The 19082-nt window shown below is 66.6% G+C and carries 17 protein-coding genes; 5 read left to right on the top strand and 12 right to left on the bottom strand.

Features of this window, described 5'->3' with window-relative positions:
- Positions 1-50 precede the first annotated feature (50 nt).
- The 4 genes from PA01_13080 to PA01_13065 all read left to right on the top strand — a co-directional run bounded on the left by PA01_13080 (position 51) and on the right by PA01_13065 (position 2549).
- Entirely contained in the window at positions 51-593 is a 543-nt protein-coding gene (locus PA01_13080; GenBank protein ID KON79456.1) for a gamma carbonic anhydrase family protein, read from the top strand.
- A gap of 250 nt (positions 594-843) precedes the next feature.
- Positions 844-1545, top strand: coding sequence for an SIMPL domain-containing protein (locus PA01_13075; GenBank protein KON79455.1), 702 nt, complete (start codon positions 844-846; stop codon positions 1543-1545).
- 10 nt (positions 1546-1555) lie between these two features.
- A complete protein-coding gene (locus PA01_13070) occupies positions 1556-1909 on the top strand; it encodes an MliC family protein (protein KON79454.1) in 354 nt (117 codons plus the stop codon).
- Between the two features lie 100 nt (positions 1910-2009).
- Complete coding sequence (locus tag PA01_13065; protein ID KON79453.2) at positions 2010-2549, top strand: C40 family peptidase; 540 nt, start codon at positions 2010-2012, stop codon at positions 2547-2549.
- Positions 2550-2651: 102 nt separating this feature from the next.
- Here the strand turns inward: PA01_13065 and ftsB are convergent, their stop codons facing one another.
- The 6 genes from ftsB to PA01_13035 form a co-directional block, all read right to left on the bottom strand.
- Complete coding sequence (gene ftsB, locus PA01_13060) at positions 2652-2927, bottom strand: cell division protein FtsB (GenBank protein ID KON79452.1); 276 nt, start codon at positions 2925-2927, stop codon at positions 2652-2654.
- Positions 2928-3083: 156 nt separating this feature from the next.
- On the bottom strand, positions 3084-4373 hold the full coding sequence (eno, locus tag PA01_13055; protein ID KON79451.1) for a phosphopyruvate hydratase: 1290 nt from the start codon (positions 4371-4373) through the stop codon (positions 3084-3086).
- A 66-nt stretch (positions 4374-4439) separates the two neighbouring features.
- Positions 4440-5279 (bottom strand): 3-deoxy-8-phosphooctulonate synthase, encoded by an 840-nt coding sequence (gene kdsA / locus PA01_13050; protein ID KON79450.1) that lies wholly within the window; start codon positions 5277-5279, stop codon positions 4440-4442.
- A gap of 10 nt (positions 5280-5289) precedes the next feature.
- Positions 5290-6927, bottom strand: a complete 1638-nt coding sequence (locus PA01_13045; GenBank protein KON79449.1) for a CTP synthase — start codon at positions 6925-6927, stop codon at positions 5290-5292.
- Between the two features lie 118 nt (positions 6928-7045).
- The gene (locus tag PA01_13040) at positions 7046-7588 is read right to left on the bottom strand and encodes an isochorismatase family protein (protein ID KON79448.1); all 543 of its coding nucleotides are present in this window, start codon (positions 7586-7588) and stop codon (positions 7046-7048) included.
- 72 nt (positions 7589-7660) lie between these two features.
- Positions 7661-8065 (bottom strand): acyl-CoA thioesterase, encoded by a 405-nt coding sequence (locus PA01_13035; protein KON79447.1) that lies wholly within the window; start codon positions 8063-8065, stop codon positions 7661-7663.
- 166 nt (positions 8066-8231) lie between these two features.
- On the opposite strand from PA01_13035, the gene PA01_13030 reads away from it, so the two are divergent.
- Complete coding sequence (locus PA01_13030; GenBank protein ID KON79446.1) at positions 8232-9875, top strand: electron transfer flavoprotein-ubiquinone oxidoreductase; 1644 nt, start codon at positions 8232-8234, stop codon at positions 9873-9875.
- Between the two features lie 140 nt (positions 9876-10015).
- Here the strand turns inward: PA01_13030 and PA01_13025 are convergent, their stop codons facing one another.
- The 6 genes from PA01_13025 to purL all read right to left on the bottom strand — a co-directional run bounded on the left by PA01_13025 (position 10016) and on the right by purL (position 18959).
- The gene (locus tag PA01_13025; GenBank protein KON79445.1) at positions 10016-10486 is read right to left on the bottom strand and encodes a hypothetical protein; all 471 of its coding nucleotides are present in this window, start codon (positions 10484-10486) and stop codon (positions 10016-10018) included.
- On the bottom strand, positions 10483-11691 hold the full coding sequence (locus PA01_13020; GenBank protein KON80336.2) for a glycoside hydrolase: 1209 nt from the start codon (positions 11689-11691) through the stop codon (positions 10483-10485). Before PA01_13020 ends, PA01_13025 begins: the two co-directional genes overlap by 4 nt.
- Positions 11692-11759: 68 nt before the next feature.
- The gene (locus PA01_13015; GenBank protein ID KON79444.1) at positions 11760-13886 is read right to left on the bottom strand and encodes a TonB-dependent receptor; all 2127 of its coding nucleotides are present in this window, start codon (positions 13884-13886) and stop codon (positions 11760-11762) included.
- Complete coding sequence (locus PA01_13010; protein KON80335.2) at positions 13876-14331, bottom strand: copper chaperone PCu(A)C; 456 nt, start codon at positions 14329-14331, stop codon at positions 13876-13878. Before PA01_13010 ends, PA01_13015 begins: the two co-directional genes overlap by 11 nt.
- A 186-nt stretch (positions 14332-14517) precedes the next feature.
- Positions 14518-14904 (bottom strand): DUF2946 domain-containing protein, encoded by a 387-nt coding sequence (locus PA01_13005; GenBank protein ID KON79443.1) that lies wholly within the window; start codon positions 14902-14904, stop codon positions 14518-14520.
- A 122-nt stretch (positions 14905-15026) separates the two neighbouring features.
- On the bottom strand, positions 15027-18959 hold the full coding sequence (gene purL / locus PA01_13000) for a phosphoribosylformylglycinamidine synthase (GenBank protein ID KON79442.1): 3933 nt from the start codon (positions 18957-18959) through the stop codon (positions 15027-15029).
- Positions 18960-19082 lie beyond the last annotated feature (123 nt).

Below are 19082 nucleotides of genomic sequence, written 5' to 3'. Positions count from 1 at the left end.
CATTGCGCGCTGCCGGCCCTTGGACGACCGGCTCCGATGGAGAGTGAAGAATGGCGATATACGCCCTCGGCGAACGCGTTCCCGATTTTGGCGAAGGCTGCTGGGTTGCCGACAACGCAACGGTAATCGGCCAGGTGCATGCCGGCCGCAATGTGAGCATCTGGTACAACGTCGTGATCCGCGGCGACAACGACCCGATCGTGATCGGCGACAACACGAACATCCAGGACGGCTCGATCCTGCACAACGACGACGGCGTGCCGCTGACGATCGGCTCGAACGTGACGGTCGGCCACATGGCGATGCTGCACGGCTGCACGGTCGGCGACGGCTCGCTGATCGGCATCAACGCGGTGGTGCTCAACCATGCGGTGATCGGCAAGAACTGCATCGTCGGCGCGAATGCACTGATTCCGGAAGGCAAAGTGATTCCCGACCGCTCGCTCGTCGTCGGCTCGCCGGGGCGCATCATCCGCGAACTGTCGGACGAGGATATCGCCGGGCTGCATACGAATGCAGCAAACTACGTTGCCAATGCGCAGATGTATGCGGCCGAATCGCGCCACATCAATCCGCTGAAATCGGCGAAATAACTTCCTCATTACTACACCCGTCGCGTGCGTCGGTCTGCCGAACCCGCACGCGAGTTGCCCTCGGCGCGGGCGCCAGCAGGGCCGCCGGCGCGAAAGAACACCCTGTCCTCCCCTATAGCGAGGATACTTACAAGGGATTACACGTCGGCTCGGCAAGGGTGGAGATTGGTCTATACACTGCGCGCCTGAGCGCTTCCGCCGCTGCGCGAAATCGATGTCACTTCCATTCCATCCGATTGCGGCTACATCCATGGCACATCGCGCCACCCGACACTTTCTCGCCCTGCCACTCGCGCTCGTCGTGTTCGCCGCTTCACCTTCCGTCCACGCCGAACGAGTCCTCCCGACGGTTGACCTGTCGGCCGACGCGAGCCGGGCGGCGCTGAACGACCTGGCGATTGCGAGCCTGTATTTCGAAGCGGACGGCGCGGATCCTGCACCGCTTGCGACGCAGGTCAATGCGGTGATCGCCTCGGCTCTCGAACAGGTGCGCCTTTACTCCGCCGTCAAGGCCAGGAGTTCGGGCACGAGCACTTTTCCGGTCTATGGCAAGGAAGGCCGGAAGATCGAAGGCTGGAGGATGCGCTCCGAAATCCAGCTCGAGAGCCGCGACCTGCCGGCGCTGTCCGAGTTGCTCGGCAAGCTCCAGGGAAAGCTCGCGCTGTCCGGCCTCGCGATGCAGCCGGCGCCCGAAACACGCAGGAGCGTCGCGGACCTGGCCGCAGGCGACGCGATCCGGGCTTTCCAGGCGCGGGCCGACGCGGTCGCGGCGACGCTCGGCAAGCCGTATCGCATCCGCCACCTGTCGATCGGTTATGGCGGCGAGTCCCCGCCGGTCCGGCCGATGATGAAAACCGCCGCGTTCGCCGCAGAGGCCGCTCCCGTCGCGATCGAAGCGGGCGAAAGCGAAATTTCCGTGACGGTCAGCGGCACGATCGAACTGAGCGAGTAAGTTGAATTCCATGACGAACATCCCCCGGCGCGGCGCAGCAAACCTGAAGATCCGCGTCGCGTTGCTGATCGCATTGAGCGGTGCTACCGGCTTGCTCGCGAGCACCGCCTACACTCGCGACGCCTCGCGCGTCGTCGGCTACGCGTGTCCCGGCGGCGAGCGCTTCACCGTCGAATACCTGCGCGACCACATCCGTTTGCGCACCGGAGCGGGAATTTTCGCACTGGCCGCTGAACCGGCAGGGTCGGGCGAAAAATATTCCGACGGCCACACGGTATTTCGCCTGCAGGGAGCGGAGGCGCAGCTCGAACGCCCGGGGTGGGGAACCAGCGTCGATTGCAGGGCTCAGGATCAGCGCCTCTGAGCGCCTCCGGGGAACGGCTGAGACCGAAAATCGCGCTTTTCGGTAGACGCTCAGGCGACGCGTCGAATATCTTTCGCCAAACCGATCAGGAATTTCCGTCGTGCCCGCTCGCCCCCCGGTTCCGGCCGGCTTCCTCGCTGTCCTCGCGACCGCACTGCTCGCCGCGTGCAGCAGCCTCCCACCGGACGGACCCGGCGTGCCGCCCGGTGCAGCATCCGGGCGCGGCGACGGCAGCTATTTCTCGCTCGACGATCCGCTCCATTCGCAGGAGATGGTGATCTTCGCCCTCGGGCTGCTGGACACCGGTTACCGCTTCGGCGGGCGCAACCCGGAAGCCGGGCTCGATTGCAGCGGCATGGTGAGCTACATCGTCGAGCAGATCAGCGGCCGCCGTCTGCCGCACAACGCGGCGCAGATCGCGCAACTGACCCGCCCGATCTCCGTTTCCGCGCTGCAGGCCGGAGACCTCGTATTCTTCAACACCCGCAACCAGCGCCATTCGCACATGGGAATTTATCTCGGCGACGGCCGATTCGTTCATGCCCCGTCGAGCCGCGGACGGGTGCGCGTCGAACTGCTGGACAACCCGTATTTCAGAAGCCGCATCGACGGCGCGCGCAGGCTCGTCGCGGCAAATTGACGGGAAATCCCGGGACGCGACTGCCGGGCGTCACTCACGGCGGAGGGCGAACCCCGGAACGGAACGCGAGGAATCGGGGCGGGAAGCCTGGGCCCGGATCGATCACGGCTTGCGCGGCGTGTGCACGAAGATCTCGTCCGGTTTCGTCAGGCCGAGCTCGAAGCGCGCACGCTCCTCGATCGCTTCGTTGCCGGACTTCAGGTCGCGCACTTCCGCCTCGAGTCCTGCGTTGCGCTGCTCGAGGCGCTGGTTGGTTTCACGCTGCGCCTGCAACTGGCGGTCGACGTCCCACACGCGCAGCCAACCGCCTTTACCCAGCCAAAGCGGATACTGCAGGACGATCACCAGCACGGCGAGAACGATCACGGGCCAACGCATATTCGAAGCTCTTGCCGAAAAGCCCGCCCACGGATCCGTGCAGGCAGAGCAGCGTTATTCATCGGAGTGGAAAAAACGGGGCCGGCGGATAAGCGCCGGCCCCGGTCATGTCGATGCTGCAGCGGCCGCCGAAATGCCGGCCGCCCCGGCTTGCGCTCAGCGCACCCGCAAATTGTAGAACGCGCGGCGGCCGGGATAGCTGACGGTATCGCCGAGATCTTCCTCGATGCGCAGCAGCTGGTTGTACTTCGAGATGCGGTCCGAGCGCGACAGCGAACCGGTCTTGATCTGCATCGCGTTCAGGCCGACCGCGATGTCGGCGATCGTCGAATCCTCGGTTTCGCCCGAGCGGTGCGAGATCACTGCAGTATAGCCGGCACGCTTGGCCATCTCGACGGCGGCGAAAGTCTCGGACAGCGTGCCGATCTGGTTGATCTTGATGAGGATCGAGTTCGCGACGCCCTGGTCGATGCCCTGCTCGAGGATCTTCGTGTTCGTCACGAAAAGATCGTCGCCGACGAGCTGCAGGCGGCGGCCGAGCTTGTCGGTCAGCGTCTTCCAGCCGGTCCAGTCGTTCTCGGCCATGCCGTCCTCGATCGAGACGATCGGGAAGCGGTCGGCAAGCGTCGCGAGGTAGTCGGCGAAGCCTTCGGACGAGAGCGTCAGCCCTTCGCCGGCAAGCACGTACTGACCGTCCTTGTAGAACTCGGACGCGGCGCAGTCGAGCGCGAGCAGCACGTCGCGGCCCGGCTCGTAGCCGGCGGCGGCGATCGCGTCCTGGATCATGTTCAGCGCCTCCTCGGTGCCGCCGACGTTCGGCGCGAAGCCGCCTTCGTCGCCGACCGTCGTCGGATAGCCTTTCTTGTCGGTGAGCTTCTTCAGGTGATGGAAGATCTCGGCACCACAGCGCAGCGCTTCGCGGAAGCTCGTCATCGACACCGGCATGATCATGCATTCCTGGATGTCGAGGCTGTTGTTCGCGTGCGCGCCGCCGTTGATGACGTTCATCATCGGCACCGGCATCGCCATCGGGCCGGAACCGCCGAAATAGCGGTACAGTGGCAGACCGGCCTCTTCCGCGGCGGCCTTCGCGATCGCCATCGACACGGCGAGCGTCGCGTTCGCGCCGAGGCGCGACTTGTTCTCGGTGCCGTCGAGCTCGATCAGCGTGCGGTCGATGAAAGCCTGCTCTTCGGCGTCGAGGCCGATCAGCGTTTCGGAAATCTCGGTATTGACGTTCTCGACCGCCTGCAATACGCCTTTGCCGAGATAGCGCGCGGCATCGCCGTCGCGCAGCTCGATCGCCTCGCGCGATCCGGTCGAGGCGCCCGACGGCACCGCCGCCCGGCCCATGACGCCCGATTCGAGCAGGACATCGGCTTCCACCGTGGGGTTGCCGCGGGAATCAAGAATTTCGCGGGCAATGATATCGACAATTGCACTCATGGTTTTTCCTCTCGTTCTTGGGGAATCGAAAACTTGGGCACCGCGGGCTGCGGTGCGCGGCGAAGCTCAGCCGGCCATCTCCAGGAAACCGTGCGCTTTCACCAGCGCGTCGATTTCCTTGAGCGTCGCGAGCAGCGCTTTCATCTTCGGCAGCGGCCACGCGTTCGGGCCGTCCGACAGCGCTTTCGCCGGATCGGGGTGGCTTTCCATGAACAGGCCGGCGATGCCGACGGCGACCGCGGCGCGCGCCAGCACCGGCACGAATTCGCGCTGGCCGCCGGACGCCGTGCCCTGCCCGCCGGGCAATTGCACCGAATGCGTCGCGTCGAACACGACCGGGCAGCCGGTCTCGCGCATGATCGCGAGGCTGCGCATGTCGGACACGAGGTTGTTGTAGCCGAACGACGCACCGCGCTCGCACACCATGATCGTGTCGGCGCCGCCGTTGGCTTCGCGCGCCTTGTCGACGACGTTCTTCATGTCGCCGGGCGCGAGGAACTGCCCTTTCTTGATGTTCACCGGGCGACCGGAAGCTGCGACCGCGTGAATGAAGTCGGTCTGGCGGCACAGGAACGCCGGCGTCTGCAGCACGTCGACGGCCGCCGCGACCGCCGCGATCTCGTCGACCGCGTGCACGTCGGTGAGCACCGGGACGCCGAGCTGCTTCTTCACGTCGGCGAGAATCTCCAGGCCTTTTTCCATCCCGGTGCCGCGGTATGACTTGCCGGAGCTGCGGTTGGCCTTGTCGTACGACGACTTGTAGATGAACGGGATGCCGAGCTCGGCGCAGATTTCCTTCAGCGCGCCGGCAGTCTCGAAAGCCATGTCGCGCGATTCGATGACGCACGGCCCGGCGATCAGGAAAAACGGCTTGTCGAGGCCGACCTCGAATCCGCAAAGTTTCATTGCCACTCCTTCAGGCCGACGTCGCGGCCGCCTTGCGCGCGAGCGCCGCCTTCACGTAAGCCGTGAACAGCGGGTGCCCCTTGCGCGGGTTCGACGTGAATTCCGGATGGAACTGGCAACCGACGAACCACGGATGGTCCGGCAGCTCGATCATTTCGCACAGGTCGGTGCCCGGCGCGCGCCCCGATACGCGCAGGCCTTTCTCTTCGAGCCGGGCGAGCAGCGTGTTGTTGACTTCGTAGCGGTGGCGATGGCGTTCGACGATATCGGCAGCGCCATACACTTCGCGGGCGAGCGAGCCGTCGACGAGATGGCAGACCTGCGCGCCGAGGCGCATCGTGCCGCCGAGGTCCGACGCTTCGCTGCGTTTTTCGACCTTGCCGCTGCGATCCTGCCATTCGGTGATCAGGCCGATGACCGGGTACGGCGTGTCGCGCTCGAATTCGGTCGAATGCGCGCCGGCCATGCCGACGACGTCGCGGGCGAATTCGATCACCGCGAGCTGCATGCCGAGGCAGATGCCCAGATACGGCACCTTGTTCTCGCGTGCGAAGCGGATCGCCGCGATCTTGCCTTCGGTGCCGCGCTTGCCGAAGCCGCCCGGCACGAGGACCGCATCCATCTTCTCGAGCACCGCGCAGCCGTCGCGCTCGATGTCCTCGGAGTCGATGTAGTGGATCCTGACCTTGCTCTCGGTGTGCATGCCGGCGTGGGACACGGCTTCGATCAGCGACTTGTACGACTCGGTAAGATCGACGTATTTGCCGACGAACGCGATGTCGACGGTGTGCTTCGGGTTCTCGAGCGCGCGAAGGAGGTTTTCCCACACCGAAAGGTCGGCGGCGCGCGCGAGGATGTTCAGCTTGTGACAGACGATCTCGTCGAGCATCTGGTCGTGCAGTTGGCCCGGGATCTTGTAGATCGAGTTCGCGTCGAGGCACTCGATGACGGCTTCTGGCATGACGTTGCAGAACAGCGCGATCTTGCGCCGTTCGTCGGCAGGCACCGGGCGATCGGCGCGGCACAGCAGGATGTCGGGCTGGATGCCGATCTCGCGCAGCTCCTTGACCGAGTGCTGCGTCGGCTTGGTCTTCAGCTCGCCGGCAGTCGGGATGTACGGAATCAGCGTCAGGTGGATGAAACAGGTGCTGTTGCGGCCTTCCTCGATGCCCATCTGGCGGATCGCTTCGAGGAACGGCAGCGATTCGATGTCGCCGACCGTGCCGCCGATCTCGACGATCGCGACCTCCGCGCCTTCGGCGCCGCGCTTGATGTACTGCTTGATCTCGTCGGTGATGTGCGGGATTACCTGCACCGTCTTGCCGAGATACTCGCCGCGGCGTTCCTTCTTGATCACCGCCTCGTAGATCTGGCCAGTCGTGAAGTTGTTGCGCTTGCCCATCCGCGCGCTCGTGAAGCGCTCGTAGTGGCCCAGATCGAGGTCGGTTTCAGCCCCGTCTTCAGTGACGAAAACTTCGCCGTGCTGAAACGGGCTCATCGTGCCCGGATCGACGTTGATGTACGGATCGAGCTTGAGGTGGGTAACCTTGATGCTGCGGGATTCGAGAATGGCCCCGAGCGAGGCCGCTGCGATGCCTTTGCCCAGTGAGGACACGACACCGCCGGTTACGAAGACGTATTTGGTCATGGGAACGCTGCTGCGGGAAAGCGCGATGATAACCGAAGAGGCCGCCGCTCCGAAAGCGGGCCTGACCGGGCGCATCCGGTCTGGCCGACCGCCACTGCGTCCCGCTGTCGCGTCGTGGTCAGCGGATGAAGTCCCGGTTGATCTCGCGAAACAATGCTGTGCCGCCGCGCTGCAGCCACTCGAACGCGACCATCTCGCGCGACACGATCTCGAGGCCGTGGGCACGCATTCGCGCAAAAGCGAGGTCGCGGTCCGCGGGATTGCGCGAACCGCACGCGTCCGCGACGACGAACACCTGCTTGCCCGCCCAGCGCAGCTCGAGCGCCGTCTGCTGCACGCACACGTGCGCCTCGGTGCCGCAAACGATGACCTGCCGCCGCGCGTCCACCGCGGTCCTGCCGAGGCAGCCGTCCGCTTGCGCGGAGAAGCATTCCTTGATGACGAACTCGGCACCGCTCGCGGCCGCGGCCACCGCCGGCAGCGTGGCGCCGATTTTTGCCGGGAAATGCTCGGTCACGACGACCGGCACGCCGACGCGCGCCGCGACGCCGGCAAGCCACGCGCAGTTGCGTATCACGTGCTCCCCGTCGTGAATCGCCGGAGCGAGGCGCTCCTGGACGTCGATGACGAGAAGCGCGGAAGTGGCGGGATTCATCAGCATACGCGGTTCCTCAACTGAAATCGTACGGGCGCACGACAGGCCTGTGACGTGCGCCAGCCGGAAAACATCGCCTCACAGCCCCTCACGCAGCTTCGCCGGCAGCGGCAGGGATTTGCCGGTACGGTTGTCGACCCACACGAGCTTCGCGGAACCGGTCGCGAAAAGGCGCTCGTCGCCTTCGACGTACAGTTCATACCAGTTCATCACGCTGCTGCGTCCCGGCTCACCGGCGAAGACCTTGACGATCGCCGTCGCCGGATAATTCACCGGGATCAGGAACGTGCAGTCCGCATGAACAATGACCACGCCTTCGACTTCGGCCGGATCGACGCGGAAGTCCTTCTGCTCGATCCATTCGATCCGCGCCTGCTCGAAATAGCGGAAATACAGCGTGTTGTTCAGGTGACCGTACCGGTCGAGGTCGCCCCAGCGTACCGGGATCTTCGTCGTCAGCTGAAGCTTGCGGGTATCTTCCATGAAAACAGCGTCCTGTTGGTGGGAACCGGCAGCTAATGTAACATACGGCTCCGTATGTTTTCGACGGCTGCGAAGCGGTCCCGCGTCTGCGTCGTGTCCCGGGCGTGTATTACACTGCCGTTCGCTCGACTACAGACAACAATCGCGGACACAAATGGAGAATAGGATGGAACGCGAATCAATGGAATTCGATGTCCTGATCGTAGGCGGTGGCCCGGCAGGGCTGGCGGCGGCGATCCGGATGAAGCAGCTCGCCAGCGAGAAAGGCACGGAGCTGGCGGTATGCCTCATCGAGAAGGCTTCCGAGATCGGCGCCCACATCCTGTCGGGCGCGGTGATGGATCCGCGCGCGCTCACCGAACTGATCCCCGACTGGAAAGCGCAGGGCGCGCCGGTCACGACCCAGGTGTCTGAAGACCGCGTGATCTTCCTCAGCGAGACCGGCGGGCGCAAGGTGCCGAACAACCTGCTGCCGGCCTGTTTCCTGAACCAGGGCAACTACATTGTGCGGCTGGGCAACGTCGTCAAGTGGCTCGGCGAACAGGCCGAGGCGATGGGCGTCGAAGTCTATCCGGGCTTTGCCGGCGCGGAAATTCTTTACGACGAGCGCGGCGCGGTCAAGGGGGTGGCGACCGGCGACATGGGCGTCACGCGCGACGGCCAGCCGGGCCCGGCCTACCAGCCCGGCATGGAGCTGCACGCCAAATACACGCTGTTCGCCGAAGGCTGTCGCGGCCACCTGGGCAAGCAGCTCGAGGAAAAGTACCGCCTGCGCGACGGCGTCGATCCGCAGACCTACGGCATCGGCCTCAAGGAGCTGTGGGAAGTGCCGGCCGAGCGCCACGTGCCGGGGCTCGTCGTCCACACCGCCGGCTGGCCGATGGACAGCGCCACTTACGGCGGCGGCTTCGCCTATCACCTCGAAGACAACCTTGTTGCCGTCGGCTATGTCGTGGGCCTGAACTACACGAACCCGCATCTGGCGCCGTTCGAGGAGTTCCAGCGCTACAAGACGCACCCCGAGATCCGCAAGTTCCTCGAAGGCGGCAAGCGTCTCGCGTACGGTGCGCGCGCGCTCGCCGCGGGCGGCCTGCAGAGCCAGCCGAAGCTGGTGTTCCCGGGCGGCGCGCTCGTCGGCGACGACGCGGGTTTCCTCAACGCCGCACGCATCAAGGGCAGCCACGCCGCGATCAAGAGCGGCGCGCTCGCCGCCGAAGCGGCCTTCGGCGCGCTCGCGGCCGGGCGCAGCCGCGACGAACTGACCGCGTTCCCCGAAGCGTTCCGCGCGAGCTGGCTGTACGAGGAACTGCACCAGACGCGCAACTTCAAGCCGTACATGAAAAAAGGCCTGTGGATGGGGTCCTTGCTGTTTGGCATCGACCAGCAGCTGTTCCGTGGGCGCGCGCCGTGGACGCTGCACAACACGGCCGACCATACTGCGCTCAAGCCCGCGTCGGAATGCTACAAGATCGCCTATCCGAAGCCCGATGGCGTGCTGACTTTCGACAAGCTGTCGTCGGTGTTCCTGTCGAACACGAACCACGAGGAAGACCAGCCCTGCCACCTGCAGCTGAAGGACCCGTCGATCCCGATCGCGGTGAACCTCGCCAAGTACGACGCGCCCGAACAGCGCTACTGCCCGGCCGGCGTCTACGAGATCGTGCGCGACCCCGACGGCACCCACCCGCGCCTGCAGATCAACGCTCAGAACTGCGTGCACTGCAAGACCTGCGACATCAAGGATCCAACGCAGAACATCAACTGGGTCGTGCCGCAGGGCGGTGAAGGGCCGATCTATCAAGGGATGTGATCGAGCGGGCTTCCGTCACGATGATCAGTGACGGACGGAAGCCCTGCAATACGTCGTTCCCGGCGTGCCGCGCAGCGGGCACAGGACTTTCCGCCCTGTGCGCCGCGCATCGCACAGTTTCCGCCTCGCGGCTGGCGCTGCTATTTCTGCAAGCCGAGCGCGCGAAGCACGACGGCCTCGGCGACGACGCCCGACACCGCTTCCCGGGCGCCGCGTCCGTCGAAGAAAAGCGTTCGCGGCAGCTCGCCGCGCCATTTCGTGTCGAGCGCATACGCGAGCGCTTCCGGCGCCTCGTCTCCGTACGCAAAACGCTTCCCCGTGACGCCGGCGCGGTCGAGCGGCGCGGCGAGCCCGTCGCCAGGGGGCTCGGCCGCGACCGTGATCAGCTGCAGGCGCGGATGCGCTTTCGCGATCTGCGCGAACAGCTTGAGGTTTTTCTTGCAGTGCACACAGTCGGACGACCACAGCGCGACAATCGTCGGCCGGGCGTGGCTGGCCGGATCGGCGATCGCCGTCGCAGCGGCCCGGTCGAGCGGCACGAAGTCGTTCGCCGAACACGCCGCGGCGCTCATCCAGACGATTGCCGCCAGCAGGTTTTTCAGTCGTTTCATCGCAGCCAGTATCCTTTCGTGCCTTCGTTCCGCGTGCGCCAGAACGCGAACAGCTCGGCGCCGCGCCGGATCACCCGCGGCTGGTCGGACGCGCCGTCGGTCGCGGCGAGCGACAGGCGGCGGAACTGCCCGCCGTGGTCCTCGGACACTTCCGCGCGCAGCTGCGTCCGTTCGCCATCGAACTCCTTCCACACGATCGCGACGCGCTCGCCGCTGACATCGATATCGGCGTGAGCAGCGCGCTCCCCCCCGACGGTGCGCTGGCCCTCGACGCGCCCGTCTTTCAGGCGGCCGTAGAACACCCGCCCTTCGCCGTCCTTCTCGTTGAACCACACTGCGTGGCGCGTGCCGTCATGCGATACCGCGAGCGACGGACCGTGGTGCGGGCAGGCGTCGACACGCCAGCGGTCGAATGTCGCGCGCGCCACCGGTCCGGGCGAGCCGTCGCGGCCAAGCTTCGCCAGCGCATGGTCGCGCTCGTTCGGCTCGAACACGTGTCGCCACAGCAGCAGCGGCAAGCCGTCGATATCGGTCGCGATCGCGATGCGGCAGCACTCGCAGGAATGGTCGGCGACTTTCACTTCGCGCCGGAACGTCCGCCCGCCGTCGTCGGACACCGCCGCGTAGATCGCCGCACCGCGGTAATTGCGCTTCGAGCGCTGCGTCGCTTCCAGATCCCGCTTGTCGATCCACGCAAGCATGACCTGCCCGCTCGCGGTGACGGTCATCGTCTCGAAGCGGTGGGTGATCTCCTGCCGGTCGCGGTGAACGGTGATCGGAGCGCCGAAACTCTGACCGGCATCCGCGCGCGCAAAACGGATCTCGCCGGTGAAAGGCTTCGCCAGCGGGCGCGTCCACGACACCAGCACGCTGCCGTCCGGCGCGAACGCGATCTTCGGCCGGTTCTCGCCGTCGGCGGAAACCGCTTCCGGTTCGGCATTGACAGCTACCGGCGCATCCCAGCTCGCCCCGCCGTCGGCACTGCGCTGGAGGACGACGTGCTGCCCGTCCTTCGAAACTGCGTACAGCCTGCCGTCCGGGGCGAACGCCGCGCTCGTGCCGAGCTCCGCCTTCGCCGGCCGGGCTGCAGCGGTTTTCCGTGCCGCGTGATCGGCGTGCTGCGCGAAAGCGCCCGCTGCGCATCCCAGCGCGAGCAGTATCGCGGCGGCAAACCGGCCCACGCTGCCTTTTCGCTTCATCGTCATTCCCGAGCCCTCCTCGCCTCCGGCGCCCGCGAGCGCATGCTCTGGCGCGGTTACCGTCACCATCATCGTCACCATTTCGCCTCGACTCCCGCGATCACGGTGCGCGGCAAGCCCGGCGAGTAGGCCGGCTTGCTGCCCGTCGATAGCTGCGCGCTGTCCGCGTAGCGCCGGTCGGTGAGGTTGCTCACGCTGCCGAACAGCGAAACGGCCGGCGTCAGGGCCAGGTTGCCGCGCAGGTTGAAAAGATCGTGTCCGCCGTACTTCGCGGTATTGCTGTCGTCGAGCCAGTACGAGCCGATCCGCGTCCACTCGAGCTGCGCACGGAACGCGTCGGTCGGCGTCCAGGTCAGCCGCGCATTCGACATCAGCCGTGGCGCGCTTTGCTGTTCCTTGCCGCCGAAGTCTCCTTGCGCAGTCACCCAGTCGACGAACTCGTGCCGCGCGTACGACAGCGCGACATCCAGCCGCACGTGCCGCACGAGCGGGGCGCCGAGCCCGAGCTCGACGCCGCGGTGGCGCGTCTCGCCGGCGTTCGTCGTGATCGTCTGCGTCGTGAGCGGGTCGCGTTGGCTGACGATGTCGTCGCGCTTGGTCAGCTCGTAGAGGACGAGGTCGTACGACAGGCTCGCCACGACGCCGCGCACGCCGAGCTCGTACTGCTCGGCCTTGATCGCGTCGAGCCCGAGCGCCGACTGCGTCAACACCCGGGCAGCGTCGAGGCTGCCGGCACGCGACGGGCGGAAGAGCTGCGATTCGGACGGGGCGCGGAAAGCCTGGTTGTACGACGCGAAAAGATGCGTGTTCTCGCCGAGCGCGTACGTCGCGCCGAGTTTCGGCGTCGCTCGGCGATAGCGGACGCGGGTGTTCGCCGCCTGGCCGTAGAAGCTGCTCCCGACCTGCACGACCTCACCGGCGCCGAGCTGGTTGTCGCCGAGCTTGTTGTCAAACTCGTAGCGCATGTCGTCGTAGCGCAGGCCGGCGGTCAGCCGCAGCTGGTCGGTCGGGGAGATTTCGCCATGGACGTACGGCGAAACGCCGCGATATTCGACGTCGTAGTCGTAGATGCGCGGCCCGACCGTGTAGGCGATGAACTCGCGGCTCGCGCCGCTGCCGCGCGTCGTCGCGTCGATGCGGTTCTCGCGCCGCTCCCCCGGGCTCAGATCGAAATCGACGCCGACGATGATGCGCGCGCGCAGCGGTGCGAAGTCGCGGCGCCACTTCGCCATCAGCCCGTACGAACGGTTGCCGGTTTCAGCGATCGTCGGGTCGAAGCGCAGCGCGAAGCTCGCGAGCAGATCCATGCTGTTGTCGCGCACGTACGGCGTGATCGACAGCAGCGAGTCGGCCGTTTCGTGTTCGTAGTTCGTCGACAGGCGCAGCGCGCTGACTTTGCGGAACGCGATCGGCAGGTAATTCTTCGTCGGATCGTGCCGGTAGTCGGAACGCACGAGCGGCGAGTTCGCGCCGGTTTCCTGGTCGATCTCGGAGAAACCCAGCACGGTCTTCAGCGACGTGCTGTCGCCGATGAAGTGATCCCAGCGCAGCGTGCCGCTGTCGCGGTCGTAGCCGGTGTCCTCGCGCCAGCCGTCCGTGCGGGTCAGGTTCAGGTCCGCCCGCCAGCCGCCGTCGGCATGGCCGCTGCCGCCACCGACGAGCATCCGCCGCCAACCGTGCTCGCCCGCTTCGATCGAGCCATTCGCTTCGGTCTTCGTCGGCGGCGTGCGCGTCAGCACGTTGACGACGCCGCCGATCGCGTCCGACCCGTACAGCGCCGACGACGGCCCGCGATTGACTTCGATGCCGCCGGCTTGCGGAATGTTGATCTCGTACAGGCCGTTGTGGTTGAAGAAGCCGGTCGAGCGCGACGGAATGCCGTCTTCGAGGAACAGATACACCGGGCTCGTCGTGAACGGCTGGCGGATCGCCGTCGTGTGGCCTTCGCCGTTCGTTACGGCGACCGCGACGCCCGGCGTTTGGCTCATCACCTGTGCCGGGTGGGGGGGCTTGTCGAGCGCGATGTCCTCCCCTTCGACGACGCCGACCGAGGCTGGCGTTTCGACGAGCCGCGCCTCTTCACGCGTCGCGGTGACCGTCACCTGTTCGAGAACTGTGGCGGCGTCATCGGACGCAGCGGCGCCGCTCGCCGCGCCGATGCACGCCCCCACCAGGGCGCTGCGCCAGGTATCAATGCCCATGATCCCCCCGGCCCGCCGGGTTCAACGGCCGCACGGGCACCGCCACCTCGACCGACTCGCGCTTGCCGCTGCGGCTCTCGACGACCAGCGTCAGCGGCACCGTGTCGCCCACGCGGACGGCTTGCTTCAGGTCGAACAGCATCACGTGGTGGCCGCCGGGCTTGAGCTCGACCGCCTTGCCGGCCGGCAGCTCGACCGCGGTGACGGGACGCATCTTCATGACGTCCTTGTCCATCACCATCTCGTGTATCTCGACTTTTCCCGCCACGGGCGAGTCCGCCGAGACGAGCCGCGCATCCTGGGCCGCGGTGAGGCGCATGAACGCGCCGGTGACTTTCTGCTGCGCGACCGTCGCCCGCACCCACGGGTCATCGACCTGCACCTGGGCGAGCGCGGGGCCCGCTAGCACGGCAGAAACCAGGCTGACTGCAAGGATCTTCTTCATGATGTTCACTCCATCGATTCGCAAATCGGCCCGCAAGCCGGCATGGCACGTTCCCGCGATCGATGCGATCGGGTCGAGCGAATGCCTTGATACCGGAAGCGATTGTGTTTCGGCAGGAACGCGTCGTCCGGCTGTGCCCCGCCTCCTGCAAGCGGCGAGGAGACGGGGGCACGGCCGGGACGGCACTCACGCGCGCAGGAGCGGCGGAGCGCGGGGCTGCGCCGCTGCCCAGGCGAAGAGCGGGCGCGGCGAGTGGAGGTAAAGCGGGGGAAGGTGGTCGGAACGGCCTTTAAGCGCGAACGGCGCGGACGGCATCGCGGGAAGCACCGGCACGTCGCAGTGCGTCGCGCAGAAAGCACAACGTTCGGCGGGAAACACGTGGGCGTCGCCCTCGTCGCGCGCATCATCGACCGCGACCATTTTCATGCCGGCAACCGTGCACACCTGGATCAGGCGCTTGTCACCGTCCGCGCGCGGCACCGCGTGGCTCAGTGCCGGCGCGAGCGCACCCAGCAGGACCGCGAACAACGCGATCCAGGCAGTGAAACTGCGAGCGCTACGCTTGAAATGCATCGGCGAAAACCGGAGCGACCCGGAATGACCAAAACGGTGCGGCGATTCTAACAGCTGCAACGCACGCGCGATTGACTGCAGTCAAGCCCGGCAGCCGGCCGCAACCTACCGCCGGGGCGGGTTCACCCCAGCCAGCGCCGCGCGTTGCGGAACATCCGCAGCCACGGCGAATCCTCGCCGAGTCCCGCCGGGTACCAGCTCATCTGCACCGTCCGCGCGGTGCGTTCCGGGTGCGGCATCATGATCGTGAAGCGGCCGTCCGCGGTCGTGAAACCGGTCGATCCTTGCGGCGAACCGTTCGGGTTGAACGGATAGGTCGCGGCCGGCGCACCGTGATTGTCGATATGGCGCAGCGCCGTCACGACGCGTTCGGAGTCGGCCGCGTCGCGGAACACTGCGCGCCCTTCGCCGTGGCTGACGACGATCGGCATGCGGCTGCCGGCCATCCCTGCGAACAGGATCGACGGGCTGTCGAGCACTTCGGCCATCACGAAACGCGCCTCGAACTGCTCGCTGCGATTGCGGTGGAAAGTCGGCCAGTGCTCGGCGCCCGGGATGATCGGCGCGAGGTGCGCCATCATCTGGCAGCCGTTGCACACGCCCAGCGCGAACGTTTCGGGACGGGTGAAGAACGCTTCGAATTGCGCACGCAGCGCCGGGTTGAACAGGATCGACTTCGCCCACCCCTGCCCGGCGCCGAGCACGTCGCCGTACGAGAAACCGCCGCACGCGGCGAAGCCATGGAAGTCACTCAGCTGGTGGCGGCCGGCCTGCAGATCCGACATATGCACGTCGTACGGCGCGAAACCGGCGCGCTCGAACGCCGCCGCCATCTCGGCCTGCGAATTGACGCCCTGCTCGCGCAGGATCGCGATCTTCGGCCGAGCGCCGGTCGCGATCAGCGGCGCGGCGACGTCGTCAGCCGGATCGAAGGTCAGCGACACACTCAGCCCCGGGTTCGACGCGTCGGCGAGCGCGTCGAATTCCTCGCGCGCGCAATCCGCATCGTCGCGCAGGCGGGCGATGCGATAACTGGTTTCGGACCATGCCTGCAGCAGTTGGGCGCGCGGCGCGTTGAACACGAGTTTCGCGTTGCGCCAGAAGCGGATCTCGTCCTTGTCGTTCGGCTCGCCGAGGAAATGGTAGGCGATGCCGGCATCACGCAACGGAGCGGTGACACGCGCACGGTCGTCGCGCCGGATCTGCACCACCGCGCCGAGCTCCTCGGCGAACAGGCCGGCGAAAAGGCGGTCGTTGAGCCGGCCCTTGATCGTGTCAGGCTTCTTGTCGAGGCCGTCGACGTCGTTCATGTACGGGTCGTAGCAGACTGTGTCGAGCACGAGCGACAGCCCGCATCGGGACGCGAACGCCATCTCGCACAGCGTCGCGAAGAGGCCTCCGTCGCTGCGGTCGTGGTATGCGAGCAGGAGATCGTCGCGGCGGAACTGCCGGATCAGGCTGAAGAACCTTGTGAGCTGCGCGGCATCGACGTCAGGCGCATGCTCGGCGACCGAGCCGAACACCTGCGCGAGCGCCGAACCGCCGAGGCGATTGCGGTCGTTGCCGAGGTCGATCAGCAGCAGCTCGGTGTCGACGCCTTCGGGGAACTGGAGCTGGGGCGTGAGCGTGCGGCGGATGTCTGCGACCGGCGCGAACGCCGTGACGACGAGCGACAGCGGCGAGACGACCTGGCGGCTCGCGCCATCGTCATGCCATGAGGTCTTCATCGACAGCGAATCCTTGCCGACCGGGATCGCGAGGCCGGCCTGCTGGCAGAACAGGGACACCGCACTGACCGTGTCGAACAGCTTCGCGTCCTCGCCGCGATGCCCGGCTGCGGCCATCCAGTTCGCCGACAGCTTGACCTGGCCGATGTCGGCGATGTCCGCGGCGGCGATGTTCGTCACCGCCTCGCCGATTGCCATGCGCCCGGAAGCGGGCGCATCGAGGCACGCGACCGTCGTGCGCTCGCCCATCGCGAACGCTTCGCCCTGGTAGCCGTGGAAGCTCATCGCGGTGACCGCGACATCCGCGACCGGCACCTGCCACGGCCCCACCAACTGGTCGCGGGCGGTGAGGCCGCCGACCGAGCGGTCGCCGATCGTGATCAGAAAGTTCTTGCTCGCGACCGCCGGCAGGCGCAGCACGCGCAGGCAGGCGTCCTTGAGGTCGATGTCCGTGACGTCGAACGGCGGCACATGCACCGCGCGACGCGACACGTTGCGGGTCATCTTCGGCGGCTTGCCGAGCAGCACCTGCATTTCCATGTCGACGGGCTTGTTGCCGAAGTGGCGGTCGGCGACGGTCAGATGGCCGTCCGCGGTCGCTTCGCCCAGCACCGCGAACGGGCAGCGCTCGCGCTCGCAGATCGCGCGGAATTCGGCGAGGCTTTCGGGGGCGATCGCGAGCACGTAGCGCTCCTGCGACTCGTTGCTCCAGATCTCGCGCGGGCTCATGCCCGGTTCCTCGATATGCACTTCGCGCAGCTCGAAATGCGCGCCGAGCCCGGCCGATTCCGCCAGTTCCGGCATCGCGTTCGACAGCCCGCCGGCGCCGACGTCGTGGATCGCGAGGATCGGGTTCGCGTCGCCGCGCTGCCAGCACGCGTCGATGACTTCCTGGCAGCGGCGCTCGATCTCGGGGTTGCCGCGCTGCACCGACGCGAAGTCGAGGTCGGCCGTGTTCGTGCCGGTCGCCATGCTCGACGCCGCGCCGCCACCGAGGCCGATCAGCATGCCCGGGCCGCCGAGCTGGATCAGCAGCGTGCCGGGCGCGAACTTCACCTTGTGCGACTGCTGCGCCTGGATGCTGCCAAGGCCGCCCGCGATCATGATCGGCTTGTGGTAGCCGCGCACCTCATTCTGCACTTCCTGCTCAAACGTGCGGAAGTAGCCGGCGAGGTTCGGCCGGCCGAATTCGTTGTTGAACGCGGCGCCGCCGATCGGGCCTTCGATCATGATGTCCAGCGCCGAGGCGATGCGGTCCGGCTTGCCGTAGGGTTTTTCCCACGGCTGCGCGAATTCGGGAATGTTCAGGTTCGACACCGAGAAACCGGTCAGGCCGGCTTTCGGCTTCGAACCGCGGCCGGTCGCCCCTTCGTCGCGGATCTCGCCGCCGGCCCCGGTCGCAGCACCCGGGAACGGCGAGATCGCCGTCGGGTGGTTGTGCGTCTCGACTTTCGCGAGGATGTGCGTTTCTTCAGGCCGAAAGCGCCACTGGCCGTCGGCGTCCGCGTAGAAGCGGTCGATCGTCGCCCCTTCGATCACCGACGCGTTGTCCGAATACGCGACGACGGTGCCTTCGGGGTGCGCATTGTGCGTATCGCGGATCATGCCGAACAGCGTCTTGTGCATCGGCCGCGCGTCGACGACCCAGTCGGCGTTGAAGATCTTGTGGCGGCAATGTTCGGAGTTCGCCTGCGCGAACATCATCAGCTCGACGTCGGTCGGATTGCGCGCGATGCGGGTGAAGTTCTCGACGAGATAGTCGATTTCGTCGTCGGACAGCGCGAGCCCGAGTTCGGCGTTCGCCGCGACGAGCGCGTCGCGCCCCCCCGCGAGCACATCGACCGACATCAGCGGCTTCGGCTCGTAGTGATGGAACAGCGCTTCGGCGGCGTCGAGATTCGCCAGCACCGACTCGGTCATGCGGTCGTGCAGCAGCGGCAGCACCGCCGCGTACTGGCGATCGTCGAGCCCGTTGCGCAGCTCGAGCGAATACGACACGCCGCGCTCGATGCGCGTCACCTTGTCGAAGCCGCACTGGCGCGCGATGTCCGTCGCTTTCGACGACCACGGCGAAATCGTCCCGAGCCGCGGCACGACGACCAGCTGCGTGCCCGGCGGCAGCTGCGGCGACGCGGGCACGGCCCCGAGCAGGTCGACGAGCCGCTCGCGCTCGTCGGTTGCCAGCGGCGCGGTGAGTTCGACGAAATACCAGTACTCCGCGGCCAGCCCGTTGAGCTTCGGCAGCGCTTCGGCTGCGGAACGGGAAAGGCGCGCGAGGCGGGAGGAAGAAAGCGCCGCAGCGCCGCGCAGCTTGAGGATTTCGGCCATTTCTATCGTTGCGAAGGGAAAAGGGGGCGCGAACAGGGTTCGCCGGTCGGAAGGGCGAAATTATACCCGACGCCCGCTGGTTCGCCCGCTGCGCGTTCCCGCGCCGCGCCATGGACGCACGTA

This window comes from Azoarcus sp. PA01 (assembly GCA_001274695.2).
GTDB lineage: Bacteria > Pseudomonadota > Gammaproteobacteria > Burkholderiales > Rhodocyclaceae > Aromatoleum.
This window is presented reverse-complemented; position numbering and strand designations above follow the sequence as displayed.

Coding starts and splice junctions, on each gene's coding strand:
- PA01_13080 (KON79456.1), top strand. CDS start 51: ATGGCGATATACGCCCTCGGCGAACGCGTTCCCGATTTTGGCGAAGGC.
- PA01_13075 (KON79455.1), top strand. CDS start 844: ATGGCACATCGCGCCACCCGACACTTTCTCGCCCTGCCACTCGCGCTC.
- PA01_13070 (KON79454.1), top strand. CDS start 1,556: ATGACGAACATCCCCCGGCGCGGCGCAGCAAACCTGAAGATCCGCGTC.
- ftsB (KON79452.1), bottom strand. CDS start 2,927: ATGCGTTGGCCCGTGATCGTTCTCGCCGTGCTGGTGATCGTCCTGCAG.
- eno (KON79451.1), bottom strand. CDS start 4,373: ATGAGTGCAATTGTCGATATCATTGCCCGCGAAATTCTTGATTCCCGC.
- kdsA (KON79450.1), bottom strand. CDS start 5,279: ATGAAACTTTGCGGATTCGAGGTCGGCCTCGACAAGCCGTTTTTCCTG.
- PA01_13045 (KON79449.1), bottom strand. CDS start 6,927: ATGACCAAATACGTCTTCGTAACCGGCGGTGTCGTGTCCTCACTGGGC.
- PA01_13040 (KON79448.1), bottom strand. CDS start 7,588: ATGCTGATGAATCCCGCCACTTCCGCGCTTCTCGTCATCGACGTCCAG.
- PA01_13035 (KON79447.1), bottom strand. CDS start 8,065: ATGGAAGATACCCGCAAGCTTCAGCTGACGACGAAGATCCCGGTACGC.
- PA01_13030 (KON79446.1), top strand. CDS start 8,232: ATGGAACGCGAATCAATGGAATTCGATGTCCTGATCGTAGGCGGTGGC.
- PA01_13025 (KON79445.1), bottom strand. CDS start 10,486: ATGAAACGACTGAAAAACCTGCTGGCGGCAATCGTCTGGATGAGCGCC.
- PA01_13020 (KON80336.2), bottom strand. CDS start 11,691: ATGACGATGAAGCGAAAAGGCAGCGTGGGCCGGTTTGCCGCCGCGATA.
- PA01_13015 (KON79444.1), bottom strand. CDS start 13,886: ATGGGCATTGATACCTGGCGCAGCGCCCTGGTGGGGGCGTGCATCGGC.
- PA01_13010 (KON80335.2), bottom strand. CDS start 14,331: ATGAAGAAGATCCTTGCAGTCAGCCTGGTTTCTGCCGTGCTAGCGGGC.
- PA01_13005 (KON79443.1), bottom strand. CDS start 14,904: ATGCATTTCAAGCGTAGCGCTCGCAGTTTCACTGCCTGGATCGCGTTG.
- purL (KON79442.1), bottom strand. CDS start 18,959: ATGGCCGAAATCCTCAAGCTGCGCGGCGCTGCGGCGCTTTCTTCCTCC.